Raw genomic sequence first — 23,479 nt, 5'->3', positions numbered from 1 at the left:
CGGAGCCCGCACCGCGGACCTCCCCGGAACCCGCCTCACGGACCGGCGTACCGACCGCCGAATCGGCCGCTCCCCCAAGCGCCGTGGCGAGCGCCGCTCCCACCCCCGTCACGACCGCTCCCGGCCCCTCCACCCCTCGCATGACGCAGCGTCACGGCGACTGCGCCGCCAAGACCGGAGCGGGCGCGGGTGATTCGTCCCCGCGCCCCTTCCGCACCACGCACGCCGGAGTGCACCACCCCCACCGCGTACGCCCCCTGACGATCTGGACAGATGCCGCCGAGATCGCAACGATGCTGACGACAGAGGCGACGAGCACCGCTCAAGGGGGTCACGGGTGTCACGCGAGGACGACCCTTCGGCCTCCGGTCCCGACCGGCAGCCATCGGACCCGCCGATCGACCCCGCATCCGTGGACCCCGCCGCGACCGCTCCCGACGGAGACGGCTCCACCCGCGTTCCGGGACAGGGCCGCAACTCCGGGCCGGCGCAAGGCCCCGTCGTCCCCGGACAGCGGACCGCACTGCACCGCCGCGGCCCGTTCCCGGCTCCGCGGGGGCACGAGCCGCCCCGAGCCGGCGCGCCCGGTGCCGGGACGCCCGACGCCGCAGCGCCCGGTGCCGTCCCGGCCCCCGTCGGGCCGGCTGACCCGCCGGAACCCGCCGACCCGCGGTACCGGCCCGGCCCGGGCGACGGCGGCGCCGGAAGCGACCACCAGGGCGCGGAAGGACGCGGCGACGACGGCCCCTCGGACGCCTACCTGGCCGACCGGGTCCGCGACGGCGACGACGCCGCGTACGAAGTCCTGTACCAGCGCCACGTGGACGCGGTCCGCAGGCTCGCCCGCCTGTGCACGCGCACGCGCGAGAACGCCGAGGACCTCGTCGGCGAGACCTTCACCCGCACGCTGCACGCCCTGCGCTCCGGACACGGACCGCGCGAGGCGTGCCGCCCCTACCTCCTCACGACCGTGAGGCGCGTGGCGGGTGACTGGGCCCGCAACGAAAGGCGCGTGCTGCTTACCGACGACGTGGCGGCGTACGAGGCGGGGCCCAGCGGCGAGCCCGAGGACCCCGCGGTCGCCGCGACCGACCGCAACCTGGCCGCCAAGGCGTTCCAGGAACTCCCGGAACGCTGGCAGGCGGTGCTCTGGTACACCGAGGTCGAGCGGGAGCCGCGCGACCGCGTGGCCCCACTGCTCGGCGTCAGCCCGAACGCCCTCTCGAAGCTCAAGGAGCGGGCGCGCGACGGGCTGCGCGAGGCGTACCTCAAGGTGTACGTCGAGAACGGGCTGCCCAAGGAGTGCCGCCCGTTCGCGAAGAACTACGGGGCGTACGTCCGCAACAGCCTCGGCGACCGCGCCGAGAACAACGTGCGCGCCCACCTCGACGAGTGCGACCGCTGCCGCGCGGCCTGCCTCGAACTGGCAAGCGTCAGCACGTGCATGCGCGTCGCCGCAGAGGGCCTGCTGGGGGCCGCGGCGCTGGCGTACCTCGCAACCGCCGCCGCGGCGGCCGCGGCCATCGGTGCGGCGGTCGCGGGCGGCACCGTCGCCGCGGGCGGCGCGGCCGCCGGAAGCGGCTCGGCGGGCGAGGCCGCGGGGTCGGCCGGGTCCGCCGGGTCGGCCAGCGGCGGTTCGTCCGGCGGCTCCGGCGGCAGCGCCGGGGCGGGCGAGGGCGGCAGCACCATGGTGAAGGCCTCGCTGATCGCCGGTGTGGCGGTCGCCGCGGCGGCCGCGCTCGCCTGGGCCCTCACCCACCAACCGGAGGCGGGCAAGAAGCCTGTCGCGGCGCCCGCCGCCCCCGCGCCGCCCGCGGCGACCCCGGCCCCGCCGCCGCCCCCGCCCCCGGTTCAGCCTCCGGCGCCCCCGACCCCTCCGCCGCCGAAGCCGGAGCCGCCGAAGGCCCCGCCGCCCAAGCCGACGCCGCCGCCGCCGCAGCCGAGCCCGCCGCCGCGGCCCCCCGCGCCGGCGCCGCCGCCCCCGAAGGCGACGCCGACTCCCAAGCCGCCCAAGCCCACGCCGCCGAAGCCCCCGAAGCCGAGGCCGACGATCATCGTCGAGCCGACGCGGATCATCGTCGACAACGGCCGGGTGCGCGTGGAGTGCTCGGGGCAGCCGGTCGGGCGCGTCGGGATCCCGCGCTGCGAGAACGTGACGCTCACCCTGCCGTCGCGTCCGCCCAACGCCAACCGCCCGACGCCGGCCCAGGCGTGCCGCCAGTACGGACCGTCCGGAGCCCCGAACCTCACGATCTGCCGCCGGTAGCAGTCACGCCGGGCCGCGCCACACAGCACCACCGAAACGGGCCGGGTGCGACGGGCCCGGGGCTGCTCCGGTCCCTCCTTGCCACGCCTGCGGCACGGCGAACGCGAACCGACCGCACCAGTGCCGAGCACACGTGTCCGGTGCCGCCCCTGCACTCGCCGCCGCGTGCGAAAAGCTTCCGGCGACCTTGTCACATCCCCCCGCTCCCCGACGTCAGTGCTTCGACAGACCGAACACACCAGGAGGAGCGCGCCATGGACGCCCGCATCAACTACTACGAGAACCCCGTCGGGACGAAGTTCACTCGGTACATCAACTCAGCGGGGAAGACCCTCTCGGAGTCGGCGCTGCCGCTCGCGACGCAGGAGCTGGTCAAGCTGCGGGCCAGCCAGATCAACGGCTGCGCCATGTGCACCGACATGCACGCCAAGGACGCCGTCCACGCAGGCGATACCTGGCCGCGCCTCAACATGCTCGCGGCCTGGCGGGAGGCCACGGTATTTACCGAGGCCGAGCGCGCCGCGCTGGAGCTGACCGAGCAGGGCACGCGCATCGCCGACGGGGCGGGCGGTGTCAGCGACGAGGCGTGGGCGAACGCCGCCGAGCACTACGACGCCGACCAACTCGCCGCGCTGATCTCGCTGATCGCGCTCATCAACGCCTACAACCGCATCAACCTGATCAACCGCCAGCCCGCCGGCGACTACGAACCCGGTCAGTGGTAGACGTCACGAGACAAGGCAAGACATATCGAACACCCGTGCGCGCCCGCGGTTCCGACCGGGGCGCGCACGCGCGTCAGTTCACGGACGAGTAGGCGACCACGCCGCGGCGCACCGCCTCCACGGCCTTGCGGGCGGTCGTGCGCACGCCCCCGTCCTCCGGCGCGGCGTCCGCGATCTGCCCCAGGACGTCGACAAGTTGTTTCATCCACCGGACGAAATCCCCCGCGGGCATGTCGGACTCGCCGAGCACCGCGTCCAACCGCCGCCCCGAGGCCCAGTTGTACGCGGTCCAGGCGAACCCGAGGTCCGGTTCGCGGAGGAAGTCGAGGTGGTGGCGTTCCTCCAGCGCGTCCAGGTGCCCCCACAGGCGGACCATGTCGGCCAGCGCCGACTTCGCCGCGCCGCCCGGCAGCTTCGGGGCGAGGGCGTCGTCCGGCATGCGCGCCTCGAAGACGAGGGCCGAGGCGCACGCCGCCAGTTCGGCCGGCGTGAGGTCGTTCCACAGGCCCTCGCGCAGGCACTCGGCGGTGAGCAGGTCGAGTTCGGCGTAGATGCGGGCGAGCCTGCGGCCGTCCTCGGTCACGGTGTCGCCGGAAAGGTAGCCGAGGTCGGTCAGCATCGCGCAGACCCGGTCGAAGGTGCGCGCGATGGTGTGCGTGCGCCCCTTCATCCGCCGCTCCAACTGCTCGGTGTCACGCAGCAGCCGGTAGTAGCGCTCGGCCCACCGCGCATGATCCTCGCGGTCGTCGCAGCCGTGGCACGGGTGCTGCCGGATCTCCGCCCGCAACCGGGTGATCTCCGGGTCGTCGGCCGCCGCCGAGCGCCCCCGCCGCGGACGCGACGGCTCGACGTGCCCGGCCTTGGTGCGCAGCGCCGAGGCCAGGTCCCGGCGCGACTGCGGATTGCGGGCGTTGAACGAGCGCGGGATCCGCATGCGCTCCACCGCGGCGACCGGCGTCGGGAAGTCGATCGACGCGAGGCGCCGCGCCTGCCGGTCCGCGGTCAGCACGAACGGCCGCGGCCCGTCGTGGCCTTCGTCGAGCCCGGGGTCGAGGACGACGGCGAGGCCCGCGTACTTCCCGGTCGGCACCACGATCACGTCGCCAGGCCGCAGCTTCTCCAGCGAAGCCGCGGCGGCCGCCCGGCGCTGCTGCGCGCCCTCGCGCGCGAGCAGCGTCTCGCGGTCCTTCAAGGCCCGGCGCAGCGCGCCGTACTCCTCGAAGTCGCCGAGATGGCACGTCATCGCCTCGCGGTAGCCCTCCAGGCCCTCCTCGTTGCGCCGCACCTGCTTGGCGATGCCGACGACCGAGCGGTCTGCCTGGAACTGCGCGAACGACGTCTCCAGCAGCTCGCGCGACCGGTGCCGCCCGACCTGCCCCACCAGGTTGACCGCCATGTTGTACGACGGCCGGAACGACGACCTCAGCGGATACGTCCGCGTCCCGGCAAGCCCCGCCAGGTGCTTCGGGTCGAACCCCTGGTGCCACAGCACCACCGCGTGGCCCTCGACGTCGATCCCGCGACGCCCCGCGCGCCCGGTGAGCTGTGTGTACTCCCCCGCCGTCAGGTCCGCGTGCGTCTCGCCGTTCCACTTGACCAGCTTCTCCAGCACCACCGACCGGGCCGGCATGTTGATGCCCAGCGCCAACGTCTCGGTGGCGAACACCGCCTTCACCAGGCCGCGAACGAACAGCTCCTCGACGACCTCCTTGAAGGTCGGCAGCATGCCCGCGTGGTGCGCCGCGATGCCGCGCTGCAACGCCTCCAGCCACTCGAAGTAGCCCAGCACCTGGAGGTCTTCGTCCGGGATGTGCCCGGTGCGCGACTCCACGATCGACTTGACCTGCTGCCGCTCCGCCTGCGTGTTGAGCCGCAGCCCGGCGTGCAGGCACTGCTGCACCGCCGCCGCGCAGCCCGCCCGGCTGAAGATGAACGTGATCGCGGGCAGCAGCCCCTGCGCGTCGAGCTTCTCGATCACGTCGACCCGGCTCGGCGTCCACACGCGGCGCGCCCGCGTGTGCTCGTCGCGTCCGCGCGACTTGCGGTAGCGGTCGTACGGCCGCCCGCTGCGCTCGTTCGTCTCGCGCGCGAGCCGGGTGAGGTCCGGGTTGACCTCCTGGTGGACCTCGTCCGTGAACAGGTCGTAGACGCGGTTCCCGGCCATCACGTGCTGCCACAGCGGCACCGGCCGGTGCTCGGACACCACGACCTCGGTGTCGCCGCGCACGGTACCGAGCCAGTCGCCGAACTCCTCGGCGTTGGACACGGTCGCGGACAACGACACCAGGGTGACCGAGGGCGGCAGGTGGATGATCACTTCCTCCCACACCGCGCCGCGGAAGCGGTCGGAGAGGTAGTGCACCTCGTCCATGACCACATAGCCGAGGCCGTCGAGGGTGCGCGAGGAGGCGTACAGCATGTTGCGCAGCACCTCGGTCGTCATCACGACGACCGGTGCGTCGCCGTTGACCGAGTTGTCGCCGGTCAGCAGGCCGACCTTGTCGGCGCCGTAGCGCTTGACCAGGTCCGCGTACTTCTGGTTGGACAGCGCCTTGATGGGAGTCGTGTAGAAGCACTTGCGGCCCCGCTCCAGCGCCAGGTGCACGGCGAACTCGCCGACCACCGTCTTGCCGGAGCCGGTCGGCGCGGCCACCAGGACGCCGCGCCCGGCCTCCAGCGCGCGGCAAGCCTCCTCCTGGAACAGGTCGAGCCCGAACTCGTAGTCGCCGCGGAAGGCGTGGAGGCTGGTGCGCTCCTCGGCCTGGCGTACGCGGGCGGCGGCGAAGCGCTCGGCCGGCGACGGCTCGGGGGTCTGGCCGGTCATACGGACCACCCGCTCTCCGGTCGCGCGCTGTTCAGGACTCGGGGGTCGCGGCGGTCGCCGCGGGAAGGATCGAGAGGCATCTCATCGAGCAGGTTACCGGGCGGCGTCCCCGGATGTGATCACGTTTAACGCGGCGCGCGGCCGCCACCGGGCGCGCCGCCCGGCACGTCACGAGACGCGCCGCGGGGCACATCGCGGCGCACGGCGCGCGGCGCGGCGCCGGGCCCGTCCGCCGGCACCAGCAGCCGCAGCGCGCCCGGCACCGTGCGCGCGGTCACCGGGAGCGCCGAGATGCGCTCGCCGTCCGCCCACGCGCTCACCCGGGGCGCGGCCAGCGACACCACCGAGGCCTCGTACGTCGTCACCTTCGGGTGCCGCACGTGCCCGCCGCTGTACGCCCGGGGCAGCACCCGCAGCAGCTCCAGCCGCCCGCATTCCTCGACCACGGTGACCTGGAACCGGCCGTCGGTCATGTCCGCGCCGGGGCAGATCATCATGCCGCCGCCGTACGACGTGCTGTTGCCGACCGCGACGAGCATCGCCTCGACGTGGAGCGTCTTCCCGTCCAACTCGATCTCGTACGGGATCGCGCCCAGCGACGGCAGTTCCGCGACCACCGCGCGGTTGTAGCGCATGCGGCCGCGCGGCCAGCGCATCGCGTTCGCGCGCTCGTTGACCCGCGAGTCGAAGCCGGACGCGATGACGGTCCCGAACCAGCGGTCCCCGGCCTTGCCGAGGTCCAGGTCGCGGGTGCGGCCGCCGAGGACCACGGACAGCGCCGCGTCGACGTCCCCGACCGGCAGGCCCACCGAGCGGGCGAAGTCGTTGCCCGAGCCGATCGCGACGACGCCGAGCGGGACGCCGCTGCCGGCGACCGCCTGGAGCGCGAGCGACAACGTCCCGTCGCCGCCGAGCACCACCACCGCACCGACGCCGCGCCGCACTTCGGACCTCAGCCGCTCCAGCGCGTCGGCGGGCCCGGGCACGCGGATCTCCCGCACCGTGCGGCCCGCGGCGCGCAGGCGGGCCGCGACGGGAGCGGCGGCGCGCTCGGCACGGCCCAGATCCGCGGCGGGATTGACGAAGAGTGCGATCTCACGGGACACGCCCGGCACAGTAGTGCAGGGCGCGTCATCCGTGCAGGTCAGGGGCCGGGGAACGCGGACGGGTCACCTCGGGGTCCACGGCGCCGTGACGTCACGTCACGTTATGTCGTCGGCGTGCACCGCGGGTTGCTCCCGGTTGTCGCCGCCGTCGCCGTTGCGCGGCACGGGCGGGGCCGGTTCGACCCGCGAGGGCGTCAGGTCCAGCGCGGACGCCTCGTCGTCGTCCACGTCGCCGCCGAGCGTCGCCTTGCGGTTGCGTCCGCGACGTTTGTCGTTGATCCACGCGAACAGCACGGCCAGGATGTACAACACCGTGATCGGCACGGCCAGCAGGCACATCGTCAGCGGGTCGGTGGTCGGCGTCGCCACCGCACCGAAGACGAAGATGCCCATCACGACCCAGCGCCACCACCCGATCAACTGCCGTGCGGTGACCAGCCCGGCGACGTTCATCAGAATGAGGATCAGCGGCAGTTCGCACGCCAGGCCGAACACGATGACCATACGCAGGACGAAGTCGAGGTACTCGTCCAGTTGGATCTGGTTGTTCGCGTCGGTGATCGTGAAGCCCAGCAGCGCGTCGAGCGCGTGCGGCAGGATCGTGTACGAGAACCACGCGCCGGCCGCGAACAGCGGGGCGCCGAGCGCGACGAACGAGATCGCGTACCGCTTCTCGTGCTTGTGCAGGCCCGGCGCGAGGAACGCCCAGAGCTGGTACAGCCAGACCGGGGCCGCCAGGACCAGGCCGGTGGTGAGCGACACCTTCAGCATGATCGAGAACGGGCTGAGCACACCCGACTGCACGAGCACGCCGGCGCCGCACTCCTGGTTGTTGCCGACACCGTCGACGTTGTCCAGGTCGCAGACCGGCGCCACGAGGAATTTGGCGACGTCCTTGTAGTAGAACGCCGCCACGATCGTCACCAGCATGATTGCCAGCAGCGCTTTGACCAGCCTGTTGCGCAGTTCGCGCAGGTGGTCCATGAGGGGCATGCGCCCCTCGTTGTTCTTGGGTGGGCGGGCAGGCTTGCGCCAGAGCCCTCTGCGTTCGCTCACCTTGAGGGGCCGACTCCGGGGGGCTCGGGGGTCAGCGGCGGTTCGCGTCGGGCTCGCCCACCGGGCGGGACTGCGACACGTCGCCGGGAGCGGCCTGGATGGTGCGCGGGGCCTCGGGAGCACTCGACTTCGCGGCGGCGTCCGCCTCGGCGTCGTCGGTCTTCATGGCCTTGGTCTCGCTCTTGAGGATGCGCATCGAGCGGCCGAGCGCCCGCGCGGTGTCCGGCAGCTTCTTGGCACCGAACAGAAGCACGACGATGACCAGGATCAGGATGATCTCGGTGGGTCCAAGCCTGCCGAACATAGTTGCTACCTCATAACCGGGGGGTTGATGGGTCCGATCGTACGCCGATCAGTGTTACGGCCGTGCAACGCAATCGTGGCGAACGTCGGGCGCTTTAGGAACCCGAATTCGCCAAGCGTTCAGGAAACGACCGTGCTATTCGTCGGCCCCACCTGTCAACGCAACGTCGCCCGGGCCTCCTCCAGCTCGGCCGCGGAACGGCCGATGCGGTCCGTGGCGTCGCCGACCGCGCGGCCGAAGTGACGGACGTCACCCGCCAACCGGAAGGCCAGTCGACCGATGACGGCCAGTCCCCCGGCCACAAGCAGGAACGAGAGGACGAGCAGCACCCACAGCAGCATGCGCCCGACCCTATCCGCCGCCGGGGCAGGACCGGCGCATGCGTCCGGGGCACGTACGCACGGCTCCCGGGCATATTCGGCCGGTCATCCCGCCACCTGCATCGACGGGACACCGCCGTCGGACAGCAGCTCCACGATCTTCTCGCCGGCCGGGCGACGCACCGAGTCGTCGCAGCCCGGGCAACGGAAGACGTAGAAGGACTTGCCCGGACGCACCACGAGCCGCAGCTGATCGGCGGTCAGCTCGACCCGTCCGCACACCGGGCAGCGCGCCGTGAACGTGGCCATCGGCCGCTCCTTCACACCTTGGGATGGAACGTCGGGTTCAAACTGGGGTTCACACACGTGCAGCGCGGGCGGGCCCCGCGCCGCGTCAGGCGTCCGCGTACGCGGCAAGCGCGGCGGACGCGGTCCGGTGCACCTCGTCGGCCAACTCGGCGGGGGCGACGACGCGTCCGTGCTCGCCGAGCCGGAGCGCCAGCCGCCGCACCACCGAGGTGTCCGGCGTGCGAAGGGTCAACCGCAGGCCGCCGTCCGGCAGTTCCTCCAGGGCGTCGTACGGGTAGTACTCGCGCACCCAGCGCCCGCCCGGGCCCAGTTCGAGCACCACCTCGACGTCGTCCGGCGTCGGCTGCACCAGGCCCTCGTCCGGATCGAACGGCGCCACCGTCGGCGGATCGGACGCCTCGTCCAGCAGCTCCGCCGCCACCACCCGGTCCAGGCGGAACAGCCGCCGGTCCTCCGCGGTGCGGCACCACGCCAGCAGGTACGGGCGGCCCTCCACCAGCAGCAGCCGCACCGGGTCCACGACCCGCTCGGTCACCTGGTCGCGGCGCGGCACGTAGTAGCTCAGCCGCAGCACGCGCTTCTCGGCGATCGCCCGGTCCATCGTCGCGAACGACGACTCCTCGGCCTCGAACTCCACGCTCACGTGCGCCGCCACCTGCGCGGCCTCCCCGGCTGCGTCCTCCAGCTTCGCCGTCACGCGGCCCAGCGCCTCGCGGTCGCGGTCCCGCAGCCCGGAAAGCCCGGCAAGCGCGCGGAGCGCCACGAGGAGGCTCAGCGCCTCGTGCGGGGCCAGGCGCACCGGACGCACGGGGGCGTCGGCGTTGTCGAGCCACACCCGGCCGTCGGAGTCGACGTGCGGCTCCAAGAGATCGTCGGCCATGAAGCTGGTGCCGCACATGTGCAGCGTGCCGAGATCGGCCTCGATCGCGTCGATGTCGTGGCCGAACGCGCGCGCCACGTCCTCCAGGCGCGCCCCAGGGCGCTCGCGCAAGTAGGCGACGAGGGACAGGAGTCGGCGCGTGTCGTCCAGTGCGTTGCTCATGCCGCCCCCTCGCTGCCCGCGCCGAACGCGACCGGCAGACCGGCTGCCGCCCGCAACTGCCGTATGACGGCCGCGCGCAGCTCCGGCGGGTCCACCACCACGACCTCCGCGCCGAACTCGGCGAGCCAGTTGTGCAGGCCGTGACCGTACGGCAACTCCAGCTCGTCCCACGCCTCGTCGACCGGCTTCACCGCCGTCGCGCGGGCCCGCAGCGGGAAACCCGCGCCCGAACGCAGCCGGATCCGCGCGGAACCCTCGCCGCCCTCGCCGGCGAACCGCGCCACCTGCGCGCGGATGTCGACGTTCTCCGGTACGGGCGCCCGCAGTTGCTCACGCAGAATGCGCGGCTTCGGCTTGTCGAGCACGCGCTCCAGGCGGAACACCCGCTGCTCCTCGCGGTCGCGCGCCCACCCGACCAGATACCACCGGCCGCGCCAGCAGCTCATCCCCCACGGCTCCACAATGCGCACACGCGGCTCCGCGGCCCCGGAGGCCCGGTAGGAGAACTGCACCGGCCGCCGTGTGCGCAGCGCCTCCAGCAACGGCCCGAACGCGGACTCCCGCGCGGCCACCCGCGGTTCGACCGACGTGAGCGGCGCGGTGTCGATCTCGACGCCCGCCGCCTTCAGCTTGTACAGCGCGCCGGTCGCGGCCCCCGACAGCGACGACTGCTGCCACGCCCCGGCCGCCAGCGCGAGCGCCGCCGCCTCCTCGGGGTCCAGGTCGACGGGCGGCAGCGTGTTGTGCTCGGGGCGGATGCGGTAGCCGTCGGCGGACTCCACCAGAGGGTCGTTCGCCCCGGTCTCGATCGTGAAGCCGAGCTCGCGCACATCGTCCTTGTCGCGCTCGAACATCCGGTCGAACGCCTCGTCGGAGGTGCACAGGCGGTACGACTCGATCGAGGTCCGCAGCTCCTCCTTCGTGACATACCGGCGCGCGGCGAGCAGGCACATGACCAGGCTCACCAACCGCTCCTGCTTGGGGATCGCCATCCGTTCCCGCCCCTTGGCTCACTGACCGAATCCGACGCCCGCGCAACTCCCTCGGGGAGGCGCGGCGCGTTCCGCCCCGACCGTACCGCGTTCGCGCGTGCGGCGTCCGCCCGGTCGCGGCGACCGCCGGGACTCGCCGCCGGGGTCGCCGGTCCGTTAACCTCACCCACCGTGATCACGTGGCGGCGGGGCGAGGTTCTGGCGGTACGGCGCGAGTGGCGCGGAGCCATCGAGTTGACGGTGCGTCAGCTCGACGGCGGTCCGGAGTTCCGGGCCCTCGCGTACCCCGAACTCGTCGGACGCCCCGAGGTCGGCGACACCGTCCTGCTCAACACCACCGCACAAACCCTCGGCCTCGGCACCGGCGGCTACGCCCTGGTCACCGCCGTTCCCGACCGCCTCCCCACGGACCCGCCGCCCGGCCCCGGGCACCTCGTCAAGGCCCGCTACACCCCGCTCCAGAGCATCGTCCTCGGCGTCGACGAACAGGACTCCCCGCACCACGCCGCCCTCCGCGACGCCGACGACCTCGACGCGATGCCGGTCGTCGTCGCCGACCTGCACTCCGCCCTACCCGCCATCTGCGCCGGCGTACGCACCGTGCGCCCCACCGCGCGCATCGCCTACGTCATGACCGACGGCGGCGCGCTGCCCGCGTGGTTCTCCATGACCATCTCCGCCCTGCGCGACGCGGACTGGATCGTCGGCACGGTCACCACCGGACAGACCATGGGCGGCGACCTGGAGGCCGTCACCGTGCACACCGGCCTCCTGGCCGCCCGCCACGTCCTCCACGCCGACATCGCGGTCGTCACCCAGGGCCCCGGCAACCTCGGCACCGACACCCGCTGGGGGTTCTCCGGCGTCGCGGCCGGCGAGGCCGTCAACGCCGCGGCCACCCTCGGCGGTCGCGCCGTCGCCGCCCTCCGCGTCTCCGACGCCGACCCCCGCGAACGCCACCGCGGCATCTCCCACCACAGCCTCACCGCCTACGGCCGCGTCGCACTCGCCTCCGCCGACGTCGTGCTCCCCGACCTCGACGAGCCCCTGGCCTCCCGACTCGCCGCCGACATCGCCCCCTTGCGCGCCCGCCACCGCATCGTCACCGTTCCCACCCACGGCCTCGACGAAGTCCTGCGCACCACCCCCCTGAAACTCTCCACCATGGGTCGTGGCCTCGACGAGGACCACGCCCACTTCCTGGCCACAGCCGCCGCCGGCCGCCACGCCGCCACCCTCCTCCCACCCCATTCCCCCTGACCCACCGGTATGCGGACACCCGCTCCCCCACCCACCACGCGTGTCAGGCCGGCAGCGGGGACCCGTCGTCACGTCCGGCGAGGCGGAACGATCCCGCGACGACAAGTTCGGCCCCCTACCGAGCAGTTGCGAGCCGCCCTGTGGGGGTACAACCAGGCCCAAGTACGCAGCAGCGCAAACGCACGGCCGCTGCCCGAATCACCCGGCAGCACGGATGCCACCTGCGACTACCGCCTTCAAGCCACCGTCGACCACCTCCCGCCGATCCCCGACCGAGCGCGCGTGTTGAGTCGCGTGGACAGGAGGCAAGCAGGTCAACGCGATCTGTCGGGGGCGGGTCAGGCCGTCCGTGCGCACTGACGCTGCGCGAATCCCCCGGCAGCACGGCCGCCAACACGCAACCGCCGCCGTTCCGACGCGAGCCGCCGACGACTCTGGCGGACTTTGGCCGGTCCGCTCTTGGCGCCGCCGGGCGCTGGGGGTGGGAGGCGCGTGCAGTGGAGGCGGTCTGGGGTGGGGTGTTTCCGGCCGTCGGTGCACGGAGGTGAGATGGGACGGCCCCGGGTGACGCGTTCGGCGTTCCGCCGGGGCTTTGGACCTGGGTCCGCATGGGTGAGGGCGGTGGCTCCTTGTGGAGGCACCGCCCTCGGGGGTTGAGCGGTCAGCTGACGCCGCGGAGGTCGACGACGAAGATCAGGGTCTCGCCCGGCTTGATCAGGGGGCTGGGGCTCTGGTTGCCGTAGGCCAGGTGCGGGGGGATGACGAGCTTGCGGCGGCCGCCGACCCGCATGCCCTGGATGCCCTTGTCCCAGCCCTGGATGACCCGTCCCGCGCCCAGCGGGAACTCCAGCGGCTGGCCGCGGTTCCAGCTCGCGTCGAACTCCTCGCCGGTGGAGAACGCCACGCCGACGTAGTCGGCCTTCACGGTGTGCCCCGCCTTGGCCTCCTCGCCGTCGCCGAGCACGATGTCGGTGATTTCCAGCTCGGCCGGCGGATTCCCGCCCGGGAAGTCGATCTCGGGCTTCTCGTTGTTGCTCATCGCGGTCCTGCTCCTCGGTACATGGTCTGACGGACATGAGGTGCCATGCCCGGTACGCACGCCGGCGGCGTACGCCTTCGGCCGCCGGACACTCTTCCAGTCCCGGCACCGGCGCGAGACTCGCCCCGCCGCACGCACCCCGGAAAACCGGGCCGCGCGCCGGGCCGACGTCAGGAGGCCGCGGGGGCCGGACCGGCCTTCACGATGTCCAGCACGAGCACCAGCGTCGAGCCCGCCGGAATGCCCTTCTCCGGCGCACCCGCCGCGCCCACGCCCTTGTCCGGCGGCAGCACCAGCATCACCCGGCTGCCCACCTTCTTCCCGACCACGCCCTCCTGGAGCGACGTCATGAGCTGCGTCGGGTCCTGCTGGCCGAGCTGGAGCGGCTGCGGGCCGCTGCCCGCCCACGACGAGCCGTATGCCGCGGGCGCGCCCCACAGCCACTGCACGACCTGCATCTCCACCTGGTCCGTCGCGGCGACCGCCGCCCCCGTGCCCTCGATCAGGTTCTGGTTCACCACCGCGGTCGGCGCGGCCTTGCCCGCCGGGAACGTCAGGTTCGCGACCTTGTTGCCGTCCGTCGTCACCGTCGGCAGGTCGGGGTTCGGCGCCACCGGCGCACCGGTCGCGAAGCCCGGGCGCGTGCCCACGATGTCGACCACGAACACCAGCGTCTCGTTGGACTTGATGTCCTCGCCGCCGCCCGCCGCGCCGTAGCCCAGGTCGCCCGGGATGGTCAGGAGCACGCGGCTGCCGACCTTCTTGCCGGTCAGGCCCTGCGTCCAGCCCTTGATGACCGCCTCAAGGTAGAACTCGGTCGCCTCACCCCGGTCGAACGAGCTGTCGAACACCTTCTTGGTGCTCCACGCCACGCCCTCGTAGTTGGCGTTGACCATGTCCTGCGACGTCACCAACGGGCCGGTGCCCTCGGTCAGCACCTGGGACTGGAGCCCCATCGGCGCGGCCGCGTCCGGGATCTTGATGTCGGGCGCCTGGCCGTACGCCGGATTGCCGGTCGCGGCGCCGGTGGTGCTGAGCCCCGCGAAGCGGGCCGGCTTGGTCGACGACGGGCTGGGGCTGGAACTCGCGTTCTTGTCGCCCGAATCGTCGCCGCACGCCGCGGCACCGAGCATCAGGGCGGGGACAAGAAGCAGCGCGGCGAAACGGCGCACGGTAATCCTCTGCAAGAGCCGACAGGACCCGGACACTCTACGGGCAACCCAGGTCGGAATCGTGTGAAGACCGGAGCCTGTTGCTGATCCGTACCCGTGCGTAGCGCCCCTGTACGGCAGCGCGCGCCGGGGGTGCGCACCACCCCGCGGTGCGCACCCCCGCCGCAACTCCCGCAACGGCCGCCCCACGCCTCCCGGCGAGGGACCGCGGCCGCCGAACGGGCCGTACGGTCACATGCTCGCGATCAGCTTCTCCACCCGGTCGTCCACCGCACGGAACGGGTCCTTGCACAGCACGGTTCGCTGCGCCTGGTCGTTCAGCTTCAGGTGCACCCAGTCGACCGTGAAGTCGCGCCGCTGCTCCTGCGCCTTCTTGATGAACTCGCCGCGCAGCCGCGCGCGGGTCGTCTGCGGCGGCACCGACTTGGCCTCGAAGATCTTGACGTCCTGCCCGATCCGCTCGACCTGCCCGCGCCGCTCCATCAGGTAGTACAGGCCGCGCCGCCGGTGGATGTCGTGGTACGCGAGGTCGATCTGCGCGACCCGCGGCGACGCCATCGGCAGGTTGTGCTTGGCCCGGTACCGCTCGATCAGCTGGTACTTGATCACCCAGTCGATCTCCCGGCCGACCAGGTCCAGGTTCCCGGTCTGCACCGCGGTCAGCGTGCGCTCCCACAGGTCCAGCACCTGCCGCACGGTGCCCGTGCGGATGCCCCGGCGGTCGGCGAAGTCCATCGCCTTCGTCAGGTACTCCAGTTGGATCTCCAGCGCGGACGCCTCGCGCCCGTTGGCCAACCGCACCTTGCGCTGGCCCGTCATGTCGTGGCTGACCTCGCGGATCGCCCGGATCGGGTTCTCCAGGGTCAGGTCCCGCATGACCATGCCCGCCTCGATCATCCGCAGCACCAGGTCGGTCGCGCCGACCTTCAGCATGGTGGTCGGCTCGGCCATGTTGGAGTCCCCGACGATCACGTGCAGGCGCCGGTAGCGCTCGGCGTCCGCGTGCGGCTCGTCGCGGGTGTTGATTATCGGGCGGGACCGGGTGGTCGCCGAACTGACGCCCTCCCAGATGTGCTCCGCCCGCTGGCTCACGCAGTACACCGCACCGCGGGGCGTCTGGAGCACCTTGCCCGCGCCGCACAGCATCTGACGGGTCACCAGGAACGGGATGAGGATGTCCGCCAGCCGCGAGAACTCGCCGTGCCGGGCCACCAGGTAGTTCTCGTGGCAGCCGTACGAGTTCCCCGCGGAGTCGGTGTTGTTCTTGAACAGGTAGACGTCACCGGCGATGCCCTCCTCGTGCAGACGCCGCTCGGCGTCGACGAGAAGCCCTTCGAGGATGCGCTCACCCGCTTTGTCGTGCACGACCAGTTCGGGCACGGAGTCGCACTCCGGCGTTGCGTACTCGGGGTGGCTGCCCACATCCAGGTACAGCCTGGCCCCATTGCGTAGGAAGACGTTGCTGCTTCGGCCCCACGAGACGACTCTGCGAAACAGGTACCGCGCCACCTCGTCCGGGGACAGCCTGCGCTGCCCGCGGAACGTGCAGGTGACGCCGTACTCGTTCTCAAGCCCGAAGATTCGGCGGTCCATGAACCAACATTACGCCGCTGACGTGCCGTTCCGGGACAACTCGCGGGCGGCGATTCCCGCGGAGTCGATCTCGCGGGGGCGCAGCGCCGCCCGTCCCGCCACCAGCAGCGCGAGACCGAGCGCCGCGCCCACGCCCGCCACCGCGAACGCGCCCCGTACGCCCCCTACTTCACCGGCGAACCCGGCGGCGGCCGTACCGATCGCGGCGCCCGTCCCCATGGCCGCCACCACCCACGCGAACGCCTCGGTGAGCGTGCCCGGCGGCGCGAGTTCGTCGACCAGCGTGAACGTGCACGCGATCACCGGTGCCAGGAACACGCCCGACACCACCGACAGCACGATCATCAGCCACGGCCCGGGAGCCCACACAAGCGGCAGGTAACCCACCGTCAGACACGCCATCAGCCACGGCAGTCGCTCACGCGCGGGACGCTTCCACTGGCGCGCCCCGTGCACCACGCCGCCGACGAACGCGCCCGTCGACATCGCCGCCATGATGACGCCCGCCCACACACCCGAGTCCCGGTCGTCCGCGTACGCCACCGCCGCCACGCTCAGCACGCCCAGCGCCGTCCCGGTCAGCGTCAGCGAGAGGAACAGGACACGGAGTCCGGAGGAGCGCAGCGGCCCCGCCCAGTGGCGCGTGTGCGACTCCGGACGCCACGCGCGGGAGGGAGGACACGTCGCGACGACGAGTGTGCCGACGATGCCCAGCAGGCCCGTCGCGACCACGGCGGCCGCCTCCGACATCGTCTCGGCGATCAGCACGACCAGCAGCGGGCCCGCGGTGAACAGGATCTCCTGGGCGGCGGCGTCGAGCGCGTAGGCGGCGTGCACCTGGTCCGGACGCAGCACGGCGGGCCACAGCGCGCGCAGACCCGACTCCAGGGGCGGCGTCGCGAACCCGGCGACCAGGACCGCCACGACGGCCAGCGGCAGCGGGTCCACGCCGACGAGGGCGAACGCCGCAAAGCCGGCGGCCGACACGAAGGCGCCGCCGACCAGCACACGCGTCTGGCCCCGGCGGTCCATCCAGCGGCCGAGCGCGGGCTGTCCGAGGGCCGTCGCGAGACCGGAGAGGGCGGAGAGCGTGCCCGCGACGCCGTACCCGGCCCCGTCCTCGCGTGCCAGCAGCAGGATCGCCAGGGCGCCCATGCCGTTGGGCAGGCGGCCCAGCAGCGTGCCGCCGAGCAGGCGGGCCGCGAACCGGGCACGGAAGAGGTCCGCGTATATGCGCATGGGCGGGGCCGCCGTTTCCTGGGCTTCGTGGGGGACGCGGGTCGGGGGCCGGGCCGGGTCCGTGGGATCGGTCGGGTCCGTGGGATCGGGTCGGAGGTCTGCCGGGTCGCGCGTTTGTCTCTTTGGGGTGTCTCGGACGCTGGTCGGCCCGGCGCGGGTCGCCGGAGCGGTCGACGTACGGCCGACCCTCGGGGTCATACGTATGACTTCACAGTCCAGTCTGGCCCGCCGCACCGCAATCAGGCAACCCGTATACGCCGAGTCCTGCCGGAACCCCCGCGCCCAAGCCCCTAAAGTTGGCTCCCCGGAGTCGGCCCGCACCCCCGGACCACGGCCCTGGCACCACAACCCTCGGACCACCGCACCCACTGCACGCCCCCGCTTCGGCCCGCGGACCCGACCACCGCCACGACGCCTCGTCTGCACGAAGGGAACGCCGTCACCGTGCCCCCCACCGGCCCGCCGGCGGAACCGCCTGCCACGGACCGCCCCGCCACCCGCCCCACCAGCAAGGACGTCGCCAAACTCGCCGGCGTCTCGCAGTCCACCGTGTCACTCGTGCACGCCGGGAAATGGCACGGCCGCGTCTCCGAGCGCACCGTGCAAGCCGTCCACGAGGCCAGCGCCGCCCTCGGCTACCGCCCCAACCAGGCCGCCCGCCACCTCCGCCTCGGGACCACCCGCACCGTCCTCCTCGTGGTCCCCGCGCTCACCAACCCCTTCTTCGGCGCCGTGCACACGGGAGCCTCCGAAGCCGCCGCACGCCGCGACTTCTCCGTGGTCGTCTACCCCTCCCCCATCCGCGCCGGCACCGAACTCGCGCCCTTCGCCAGCCCGTTCGCCGCCGCACACACCGCCCTCGACGGCGTCCTCGCCTCCTCCATGGCCCTGGAAAGCCTCTCCGAACTCCTCGGCGGCAGCGGCCCGGGGCCCGGCCTGCCCCTCGTCATGCTCGACAGCGCCCCCGAGGCGGGCCCGCCCACCGTCAACGTCGAGGTCGCCGCGGGCATGCACGCACTCGTCAGCCACCTCCTCGACCTGGGCCACCGGCGCTTCGCCCGGCTTGTCCCCGACATCGACGGCTGGACGTTCACCGCGCGCGACAACGCCTACCGCGCCGCACTCGCCGGCACCGGCGCCGTCCACACCGGACACGCCCGCACCGCCTTCACCGTCCACGAGGCCACCGAGGCCGCCCGCACACTCCTCGACACGCCGACACCGCCCACCGCGCTGGTCTGCGACGACGACGTGCTGGCAGCGGGCGCGTACAAGGCCGCCCGGCAACGCGGCCTGCGCATCCCCGACGACATCTCCGTCACCGGCTTCGACGACCTGATCCTCGCCACCGTCATGGAGCCCGAACTGACCACCGTGCGCCTCCCCGCGCACCGGCTCGGCGAGACCGGTATGACCGCCCTCCTCGACCTCCTGGACGGCGGCCGCCCCGACAACATCTCGCTCCGCAGCGAACTCACCGTCCGCGGCTCCACCGCGCCGCCCCCGCCGCCCCCGCGCTGAAACGCGGACGGGCGCGCTCCCCGAAGGGAGCGCGCCCGTGGCGTCCACGCTGCCGCCCCGGCCATTCGCCGGACGGCACCGCCTTGCTCGTACGACCGGCGCCGACTACTCGTCGGACGAACCGCTCGACGTGCCGTTCGCCGAACCGTCCGAGGAGCCGCCCGACGAGCCGCCCGAGGCCGAACCACCGGACCCGGAACCGCCGTTCTCCGCCGCACCCGACGACTCCGCGCCGCCCTCGGCCGCGTCACCGGCATCGGCCGCGTCCGCCGACGCACCGGCCTCCGCCGCGGACGGAGGCGCCTCACCCAGCAGTCGGGCCAACTGCGCACCCACCACACGCTTGAACTTCCGCTGCTGCGAACGCGTCCGGTCCAGCACCGCGACCTCCAGCTGCGCCGCGGTAACCTGCCGCTTCTCGCCGCTCCCGTCGCGCGCCAGCACGTCGACCGCGACGCGCAGCGCCTCGTCCAGCGGCAGCCCCTCGCGGTGCGTGCGCTTCAACTGCTCGGTGATCTGGTCCGCGTTGCCGCCCATCGCCACGTAGTGGTGCTCGTCGGCGATCGAACCGTCGTACGTCAGACGGTAGATCTGGTCGTCGGCGGGCGTGCTGCCCACCTCCGCGACGATCAGCTCGACCTCGTACGGCTTCTCGCCGCCGCTGGAGAAGATCGTGCCGAGCGTCTGCGCGTACACGTTCGCCAGACCGCGCGCGGTCACGTCGTGACGGGCGTACGAGTAACCGCGGATGTCCGCGTACCGCACACCGCCGATACGCAGGTTCTCGAACTCGGGGTACTTGCCGACCGCCGCAAACGCGATGCGGTCGTAGATCTCACTCATCTTGTGCAGGGCGCGCGACGGGTTCTCCGCCACGAACAGGATGCCGTCCGCGTACGTCAGCACCACCACGCTGCGACCCCGGGCGATGCCCTTGCGGGCGAAATCGGCCCGGTCCGCCATGGCTTGCTGCGGCGACACATAGAAAGGCGTCGTCACCGTGGAGTCCTTTGCCGGTAGGGGATCAAGAAGTCGCCGACCATCCGATGGGCCGTCAAATCCATTAGTTCAAAGGTGCGTTCGGGCCGTTCGGACGGATGAGGCGGTCCCCGACGATCGTCTGCACCACAGCGCCGACCTGGTCGTCGGACCAGCGCGACAGGCCCTCGTCGGTCACCACGGTCACAATCGGGTAGATCTTGCGGGACAGGTCGGGCCCGCCGGTCGCCGAGTCGTCGTCCGCCGCGTCGTACAGAGCCTGCACGCACACCGTGACCGCGTCCTCGGCGGTCAGGTCGTCGCGGTACAGCTTCTTCAACGCGCCGCGCGCGAACAGCGACCCGGAACCCACCGAGGTGAAGCCCTGCTCGTCGCTGCGGCCGCCGGTGATGTCGTAGCTGTAGATGCGGCCGGTACCCGCGTCGAGGTCGTAGCCGGCGTAAACCGGCACCACCGCGAGGCCCTGCATGGCCATTCCGAGGTTGCCGCGGATCATCTGCGACAGGCGGTTGGCCTTGCCTTCGAGGGACATCGTGGCGCCCTCGATCTTCTCGTAGTGCTCCAGCTCGACCTGGAACAACCGGACCATCTCGACTGCGATCCCGGCCGTGCCGGCGATCCCGACGCAACTGTATTCGTCGGCGGGGAACACCTTTTCGATGTCCCGCTGCGCGATGAGGTTGCCCATCGTCGCGCGCCGGTCGCCGGCCATCACGACACCGCCGGGGAACGTCACCGCGACGATCGTCGTGCCGTGCGGTGCCTCCACCGTCACCGGCGCCCCCGGCACGGCCCGCCGCGACGGCAGCAACTCCGGCTGGTACGCGTCCAGGAACTCGGTGAACGACGACGACCCGGGGGTCAGGAAGGCGTCCGGTAGACGCCCGGTGCCACGCGTGTTGGCTTCCACACGATCCCTTCCAAGTAGGCGGCGGCCCGACGGAGTGCATCGGGACGGTCCTTGAAGTGCCCTAGTGCGGCATTGCAGTTGAAGCAGAGTACGGCTCGGACCTTACCTGTTTCGTGATCGTGATCCACGTGTTCGGCCCTCGCCACGAGACAGATTGCACAGCGCCCGACCTGCTCCTCGACCATCCCCTGGTAGCGCTGCTCGGTGAGGCCGTACTGGCGCTTCAGGTGGCCGGCGCGTCCCTCGACCGCGCGGCACGCTTTGCAGCGCGCCGCGAAGCCGTCGGAGCTGCGCCGGTGGACGTGCCACTCCGAGTGCGGCTTCACCACACCGCACCCGGGGCGGCGCTTGTGCCCGGGAGGCACCTCCACCTTCGGACGGACCGTGAATCCTTTTGCCAGGCGACGTTCCGCATAATAATTCGCGGAGCATTCTCGGCAATAAGCCTGAAGTCCATCCCGCATGGCTTTGTTCGAAGCGAAAGAATTACCCGGCAAATTCCGTTTGCCACGGGAGCATTTCTTACCCGGGAGCAAATCGGACATACCGGTCATTCTCCGCCTTTCTGAACAAATCCACGCACAAAATCCTCCGCATTCTCTTCTAGGACCTCGTCAATTTCATCGAGAACTGCGTCGACGTCATCCGTCAATTTTTCCTGGCGTTCTTGCAGGTCAGAGGCCTCGTTCGTCTCGACCGAATTCTCTTCGACCTCTTCCGAGCGCTTATTCGCCCGGGACTGTCCGCCGGTGTCCTTGGTAGCCATTTGACTCACCCCACCTTTTCGTCGTGATCCCGTGCCGACTGCCGTTACCAGACACTACAAGCGTAGGCCGACAGTTGTTCCCGTGCACCGGAATTCCTTTTGTCACACGAGGGACGGCCGGCTGCCGTGAGGAGCGGAGGACCACCGTCCGCGCCCTCGAAGACACGTTCGGTGGTCCGGCGCCTCCACACGCTTCCTCCCCCACACGGGTCAGGTTCACCCATCCGCGGGTGCGTTCACCTCACCGCGAACACCGGTTTTCACCCCGTCGGATGATCTTGGCCCCGCGCCCGCCCCGGGCGATCAGCCGCCGGTCAGCGCGGCGACCAGTTCCTCGGCCGTGCGGCAGCGGTCCAGAAGGTCCTTGACGTGCGCCTTCGTGCCCCGCAGCGGCTCCAGCGTGGGGACGCGCTGGAGCGAGTCGTGGCCCGGCACGTCGAAGATCACCGAGTCCCAGGACGCCGCCGCCACCTCGTCGGCGTACTGCTCCAGGCAGCGGCCCCGGAAGTACGCCCGGGTGTCCTCGGGAGGCAGGTGCGCGGCCCGCTGGACCTCCGGCTCGGTGGCGATCCGCTCGAACCGGTTTTCGAGCCGGTTGTAGAGCCCCTTGTCGGGCCGTACGTCGGCGTACTGGAGGTCGACGAGGTGCAGGCGCGGCGCGTCCCAGTCGAGGCCGTCACGCTGCCGGTAGCCCTCCAGGATCTGGAGCTTGGCGACCCAGTCCAATTCGCGCGAGAGCGACATCGGGTCGGTCTCCAGGCGCGAGAGCACGGATTCCCAGCGCGTCAGGACATCGGCGGTGGTGTCGTCGACATCTGTGCCGAACCGGTCCTCGACGTATTTGCGGGCCAGTTCCAGGTATTCCATCTGGAGCTGCACGGCGGTCAGCTTGCGGCCCGCGCGCAGCGTGATGAGCTGCTTGAGGGACGGGTCGTGCGACACCTGGTGCAGCGTGCGCACCGGCTGATCCACCGTCAGGTCGTGGGTGATGAACCGGTCCTCGATCATCGACAAGACGAGCGCCGTGGTGCCGAGCTTGAGGTACGTGGACACCTCGGAGAGGTTCGCGTCGCCGATGATGACGTGCAGCCTGCGGTACTTCTCGGCGTCGGCGTGGGGTTCGTCCCGGGTGTTGATGATGGGGCGCTTGAGGGTGGTCTCCAGGCCCACCTCGACCTCGAAGTAGTCGGCGCGCTGGCTGATCTGGAAGCCGTGCGACGAGCCGTCCTGCCCGATGCCGACGCGGCCCGCGCCGCACACGACCTGGCGGGAGACGAAGAACGGGGTCAGGTGGCGGACGATGTCGGCGAAGGGCGTGGCGCGCTGCATGAGGTAGTTCTCGTGGCAGCCGTAGCTCGCGCCCTTGTTGTCGGTGTTGTTCTTGTAGAGCAGGATGTTCTGCCCGCCCGGGACCTCGCCGGCCCGGCGCGCGGCCTCGGCCATGATGCGCTCGCCGGCCTTGTCCCAGACGACGGCGTCGCGCGGGTTGGTGGTCTCGGGGGCGGAGTACTCCGGGTGCGCGTGGTCGACGTACAGCCGTGCGCCGTTGGTGAGAATGACGTTGGCGAGGCCGACGTCCTCGTCGGTGAGCTGGCTGGCGTCGGCGAGTTCGCGGGCGAGGTCGAAGCCGCGGGCGTCGCGCAGCGGGTTCTCCTCCTCGAAGTCCCAGCGGGCGCGGCGGGCGCGCTGCATGGCAGCGGCGTACGCGTTCACGACCTGAGACGAAGTCAGCATCGCGTTGGCGCCGGGGTGCCCCGGCACGGAGATCCCGTATTCGGTCTCGATGCCCATCACGCGCTGGACGGTCATGCGACCCCCTCATCACTTACCCGGCCGGCCACGCCCAGGTCTCGGGGCGTCGGGGCTTCGCGGGCCGACGTGTAGCCGGTCGGGTACTCCCTGGTCATGTAACGAGCCTATTGCGGTTGGTGGGTGCTGTGGATACGACCGCGCGATTGATCTCGACGGTCTTGGCCGACGTGCCGAGGGTTTCGGGGTCGCGCAGACACGCCGCCGCGGCCCACAGCTCGCTGTGG

The 23,479-nt window shown here is 71.8% G+C and carries 21 protein-coding genes; 4 read left to right on the top strand and 17 right to left on the bottom strand.

Annotated features, from left to right (window positions below):
* Positions 1 to 337: 337 nt before the first annotated feature.
* Both ACRX5S_RS01980 and ACRX5S_RS01975 read left to right on the top strand, forming a co-directional pair.
* Positions 338 to 2,266, top strand: coding sequence for a sigma-70 family RNA polymerase sigma factor (locus ACRX5S_RS01980; protein ID WP_436770907.1), 1,929 nt, complete (start codon positions 338 to 340; stop codon positions 2,264 to 2,266).
* 254 nt (positions 2,267 to 2,520) lie between these two features.
* Complete coding sequence (locus ACRX5S_RS01975) at positions 2,521 to 2,991, top strand: carboxymuconolactone decarboxylase family protein (protein ID WP_436770906.1); 471 nt, start codon at positions 2,521 to 2,523, stop codon at positions 2,989 to 2,991.
* 73 nt (positions 2,992 to 3,064) lie between these two features.
* On the opposite strand, the gene ACRX5S_RS01970 is transcribed toward ACRX5S_RS01975, so the two are convergent.
* The 8 genes from ACRX5S_RS01970 to ACRX5S_RS01935 all read right to left on the bottom strand — a co-directional run bounded on the left by ACRX5S_RS01970 (position 3,065) and on the right by ACRX5S_RS01935 (position 10,944).
* Positions 3,065 to 5,815: a DEAD/DEAH box helicase gene (locus ACRX5S_RS01970; RefSeq protein ID WP_436770905.1), complete on the bottom strand. Its 2,751-nt coding sequence runs from the start codon at positions 5,813 to 5,815 to the stop codon at positions 3,065 to 3,067.
* A 125-nt stretch (positions 5,816 to 5,940) separates the two neighbouring features.
* Positions 5,941 to 6,921, bottom strand: coding sequence for a YegS/Rv2252/BmrU family lipid kinase (locus ACRX5S_RS01965; protein WP_436770904.1), 981 nt, complete (start codon positions 6,919 to 6,921; stop codon positions 5,941 to 5,943).
* 96 nt (positions 6,922 to 7,017) lie between these two features.
* Positions 7,018 to 7,914 carry a twin-arginine translocase subunit TatC gene (gene tatC, locus ACRX5S_RS01960; protein WP_436770903.1) on the bottom strand — a complete coding sequence of 299 codons (897 nt, stop codon included), beginning with the start codon at positions 7,912 to 7,914 and terminating at the stop codon, positions 7,018 to 7,020.
* Positions 7,915 to 8,008: 94 nt separating this feature from the next.
* Positions 8,009 to 8,281 carry a Sec-independent protein translocase subunit TatA gene (gene tatA / locus ACRX5S_RS01955; protein WP_436770902.1) on the bottom strand — a complete coding sequence of 91 codons (273 nt, stop codon included), beginning with the start codon at positions 8,279 to 8,281 and terminating at the stop codon, positions 8,009 to 8,011.
* 155 nt (positions 8,282 to 8,436) lie between these two features.
* On the bottom strand, positions 8,437 to 8,622 hold the full coding sequence (locus tag ACRX5S_RS01950; RefSeq protein WP_436770901.1) for a hypothetical protein: 186 nt from the start codon (positions 8,620 to 8,622) through the stop codon (positions 8,437 to 8,439).
* A gap of 84 nt (positions 8,623 to 8,706) precedes the next feature.
* The gene (locus ACRX5S_RS01945; RefSeq protein ID WP_436770900.1) at positions 8,707 to 8,910 is read right to left on the bottom strand and encodes a hypothetical protein; all 204 of its coding nucleotides are present in this window, start codon (positions 8,908 to 8,910) and stop codon (positions 8,707 to 8,709) included.
* An 85-nt stretch (positions 8,911 to 8,995) separates the two neighbouring features.
* Positions 8,996 to 9,952 carry a helix-turn-helix transcriptional regulator gene (locus ACRX5S_RS01940; protein ID WP_436770899.1) on the bottom strand — a complete coding sequence of 319 codons (957 nt, stop codon included), beginning with the start codon at positions 9,950 to 9,952 and terminating at the stop codon, positions 8,996 to 8,998.
* Complete coding sequence (locus tag ACRX5S_RS01935) at positions 9,949 to 10,944, bottom strand: helix-turn-helix transcriptional regulator (RefSeq protein ID WP_436770898.1); 996 nt, start codon at positions 10,942 to 10,944, stop codon at positions 9,949 to 9,951. The genes ACRX5S_RS01940 and ACRX5S_RS01935 overlap by 4 nt, the downstream gene beginning before the upstream one ends.
* A gap of 171 nt (positions 10,945 to 11,115) precedes the next feature.
* On the opposite strand from ACRX5S_RS01935, the gene ACRX5S_RS01930 reads away from it, so the two are divergent.
* The gene (locus ACRX5S_RS01930) at positions 11,116 to 12,204 is read left to right on the top strand and encodes a DUF3866 family protein (RefSeq protein WP_436770897.1); all 1,089 of its coding nucleotides are present in this window, start codon (positions 11,116 to 11,118) and stop codon (positions 12,202 to 12,204) included.
* A gap of 661 nt (positions 12,205 to 12,865) precedes the next feature.
* Here ACRX5S_RS01930 and ACRX5S_RS01925 read toward each other — a convergent pair.
* From ACRX5S_RS01925 to ACRX5S_RS01910, 4 genes are all read right to left on the bottom strand, one after another.
* On the bottom strand, positions 12,866 to 13,243 hold the full coding sequence (locus ACRX5S_RS01925) for an FKBP-type peptidyl-prolyl cis-trans isomerase (protein WP_436770896.1): 378 nt from the start codon (positions 13,241 to 13,243) through the stop codon (positions 12,866 to 12,868).
* Between the two features lie 170 nt (positions 13,244 to 13,413).
* Entirely contained in the window at positions 13,414 to 14,415 is a 1,002-nt protein-coding gene (locus ACRX5S_RS01920) for an FKBP-type peptidyl-prolyl cis-trans isomerase (protein ID WP_436770895.1), read from the bottom strand.
* 231 nt (positions 14,416 to 14,646) lie between these two features.
* Positions 14,647 to 16,008, bottom strand: a complete 1,362-nt coding sequence (gene pafA / locus ACRX5S_RS01915) for a Pup--protein ligase (protein WP_436770894.1) — start codon at positions 16,006 to 16,008, stop codon at positions 14,647 to 14,649.
* 9 nt (positions 16,009 to 16,017) lie between these two features.
* Positions 16,018 to 17,247 carry an MFS transporter gene (locus ACRX5S_RS01910; protein ID WP_436770893.1) on the bottom strand — a complete coding sequence of 410 codons (1,230 nt, stop codon included), beginning with the start codon at positions 17,245 to 17,247 and terminating at the stop codon, positions 16,018 to 16,020.
* Positions 17,248 to 17,691: 444 nt separating this feature from the next.
* Here ACRX5S_RS01910 and ACRX5S_RS01905 point away from each other — a divergent pair, with 444 nt between their 5' ends.
* The gene (locus ACRX5S_RS01905; RefSeq protein WP_436770892.1) at positions 17,692 to 18,768 is read left to right on the top strand and encodes a LacI family DNA-binding transcriptional regulator; all 1,077 of its coding nucleotides are present in this window, start codon (positions 17,692 to 17,694) and stop codon (positions 18,766 to 18,768) included.
* Between the two features lie 105 nt (positions 18,769 to 18,873).
* Here ACRX5S_RS01905 and prcA read toward each other — a convergent pair whose 3' ends face one another.
* The 5 genes from prcA to dop form a co-directional block, all read right to left on the bottom strand.
* Positions 18,874 to 19,767 carry a proteasome subunit alpha gene (gene prcA, locus ACRX5S_RS01900; protein WP_436770891.1) on the bottom strand — a complete coding sequence of 298 codons (894 nt, stop codon included), beginning with the start codon at positions 19,765 to 19,767 and terminating at the stop codon, positions 18,874 to 18,876.
* Positions 19,768 to 19,831: 64 nt separating this feature from the next.
* Positions 19,832 to 20,677: a proteasome subunit beta gene (prcB, locus tag ACRX5S_RS01895; RefSeq protein WP_436770890.1), complete on the bottom strand. Its 846-nt coding sequence runs from the start codon at positions 20,675 to 20,677 to the stop codon at positions 19,832 to 19,834.
* Positions 20,629 to 21,222 carry an endonuclease VII domain-containing protein gene (locus ACRX5S_RS01890; RefSeq protein ID WP_436770889.1) on the bottom strand — a complete coding sequence of 198 codons (594 nt, stop codon included), beginning with the start codon at positions 21,220 to 21,222 and terminating at the stop codon, positions 20,629 to 20,631. Before ACRX5S_RS01890 ends, prcB begins: the two co-directional genes overlap by 49 nt.
* A 5-nt stretch (positions 21,223 to 21,227) precedes the next feature.
* A complete protein-coding gene (locus ACRX5S_RS01885; RefSeq protein ID WP_436770888.1) occupies positions 21,228 to 21,443 on the bottom strand; it encodes a ubiquitin-like protein Pup in 216 nt (71 codons plus the stop codon).
* Positions 21,444 to 21,746: 303 nt separating this feature from the next.
* Positions 21,747 to 23,252, bottom strand: a complete 1,506-nt coding sequence (dop, locus tag ACRX5S_RS01880) for a depupylase/deamidase Dop (RefSeq protein WP_436770887.1) — start codon at positions 23,250 to 23,252, stop codon at positions 21,747 to 21,749.
* Positions 23,253 to 23,479 lie beyond the last annotated feature (227 nt).

Source organism: Yinghuangia sp. YIM S09857 (assembly GCF_051388915.1).
Lineage (GTDB): Bacteria > Actinomycetota > Actinomycetes > Streptomycetales > Streptomycetaceae > Yinghuangia.
Note: the sequence above shows the minus strand (reverse complement) of the source record. Positions and strands in the feature narration are given on the sequence as shown.

Coding starts and splice junctions, on each gene's coding strand:
- dop (WP_436770887.1), bottom strand. CDS start 23,252: ATGACCGTCCAGCGCGTGATGGGCATCGAGACCGAATACGGGATCTCC.
- ACRX5S_RS01935 (WP_436770898.1), bottom strand. CDS start 10,944: ATGGCGATCCCCAAGCAGGAGCGGTTGGTGAGCCTGGTCATGTGCCTG.
- ACRX5S_RS01940 (WP_436770899.1), bottom strand. CDS start 9,952: ATGAGCAACGCACTGGACGACACGCGCCGACTCCTGTCCCTCGTCGCC.
- tatC (WP_436770903.1), bottom strand. CDS start 7,914: ATGCCCCTCATGGACCACCTGCGCGAACTGCGCAACAGGCTGGTCAAA.
- ACRX5S_RS01910 (WP_436770893.1), bottom strand. CDS start 17,247: ATGCGCATATACGCGGACCTCTTCCGTGCCCGGTTCGCGGCCCGCCTG.
- ACRX5S_RS01890 (WP_436770889.1), bottom strand. CDS start 21,222: ATGTCCGATTTGCTCCCGGGTAAGAAATGCTCCCGTGGCAAACGGAAT.
- ACRX5S_RS01950 (WP_436770901.1), bottom strand. CDS start 8,622: ATGCTGCTGTGGGTGCTGCTCGTCCTCTCGTTCCTGCTTGTGGCCGGG.
- pafA (WP_436770894.1), bottom strand. CDS start 16,008: ATGGACCGCCGAATCTTCGGGCTTGAGAACGAGTACGGCGTCACCTGC.
- ACRX5S_RS01885 (WP_436770888.1), bottom strand. CDS start 21,443: ATGGCTACCAAGGACACCGGCGGACAGTCCCGGGCGAATAAGCGCTCG.
- ACRX5S_RS01925 (WP_436770896.1), bottom strand. CDS start 13,243: ATGAGCAACAACGAGAAGCCCGAGATCGACTTCCCGGGCGGGAATCCG.
- tatA (WP_436770902.1), bottom strand. CDS start 8,281: ATGTTCGGCAGGCTTGGACCCACCGAGATCATCCTGATCCTGGTCATC.
- ACRX5S_RS01945 (WP_436770900.1), bottom strand. CDS start 8,910: ATGGCCACGTTCACGGCGCGCTGCCCGGTGTGCGGACGGGTCGAGCTG.
- ACRX5S_RS01975 (WP_436770906.1), top strand. CDS start 2,521: ATGGACGCCCGCATCAACTACTACGAGAACCCCGTCGGGACGAAGTTC.
- ACRX5S_RS01970 (WP_436770905.1), bottom strand. CDS start 5,815: ATGACCGGCCAGACCCCCGAGCCGTCGCCGGCCGAGCGCTTCGCCGCC.